Here is a 1,056-nt window from a genome sequence, read left to right on the forward strand (position 1 = left end):
AAGGCGAACCGGTGGGTAGCGTGTACGCACCCGCGTTCGGCGGCGCCAGTGGGGTGGACCAACGGCATTCCCGGAAACCCCTTCCGCACAACGGTCTACGCGCATTACCTTGCGGATGGCATGTCCACTTCAGTGACGCTCCGGTGGACGGCCGGCGAGCAGGTTCTCGTCCCCCCACGCACTCTGTTCCCGAAAGGCAGCCCCTGCCCATGCGCGGAATCGGAAAGACCGGCACCACCCCCCGCACCCCCAGAACCGGCGCCAGGCCCGCCCGGCGGCGCCTGACCGCCCTCCTCGGCGCGCTCCTGGCCACCGGCGCGCTGCTCCTCGCCTCCCCCGCCACCGCCACCGCGGACGGCCGGGCCGCCGCAACCCCGGCGGAGGAGGCCCGCCCCCAGCCCGGCACGGCCTGGATGGGCATGACCGTCCCCGAGCACGAGGGCGGCGGCCGCCGCTCCGGCGAGCCCGGCCCCGTCCCCTACGCCACCGTCGAGGGCGTGGACGTCTCCAGCCACCAGGGCAACGTCGCCTGGAGCACCCTGTGGAACGCGGGCAACCGCTTCGCCTACGTCAAGGCCACCGAGGGCACCAGCTACCGCAACCCCTACTTCGCCCAGCAGTACAACGGCTCCTACAACGTCGGAATGATCCGCGGCGCCTACCACTTCGCGCTGCCCAACGTCTCCAGCGGTGCCACCCAGGCCAACTTCTTCGCCTCCAACGGCGGCGGCTGGTCCCGCGACGGCCGCACCCTGCCCGGGGTCCTGGACATCGAGTACAACCCCTACGGCGCCACCTGCTACGGCCTGAGCCAGTCCGCGATGGTCAACTGGATCCGCGACTTCCTCACCACCTACCAGGCGCGCACCGGCCGTTGGGCGGTCATCTACACCACCACCAACTGGTGGACGACCTGCACGGGCAACTACGGCGGCTTCGGCGCCAACCACCCGCTGTGGATAGCCCGGTACGCCTCCTCCCCCGGAACGCTCCCGGCCGGCTGGGGCTTCCACACCTTCTGGCAGTACACCTCCACGGGCCCCACCGTGGGCGACC

General features: G+C 71.5%; 1 protein-coding gene. It reads left to right on the forward strand.

Annotated features, from left to right (window positions below; all coding sequences use genetic code 11):
• Positions 1-209 precede the first annotated feature (209 nt).
• Positions 210-1,056 (forward strand): lysozyme (locus D7231_RS35725; protein WP_120760548.1); only part of this gene is annotated, 847 nt, incomplete at its 3' end.

The sequence above is a fragment of the Streptomyces klenkii genome, from assembly GCF_003626645.1.
Lineage (GTDB): Bacteria > Actinomycetota > Actinomycetes > Streptomycetales > Streptomycetaceae > Streptomyces > Streptomyces klenkii.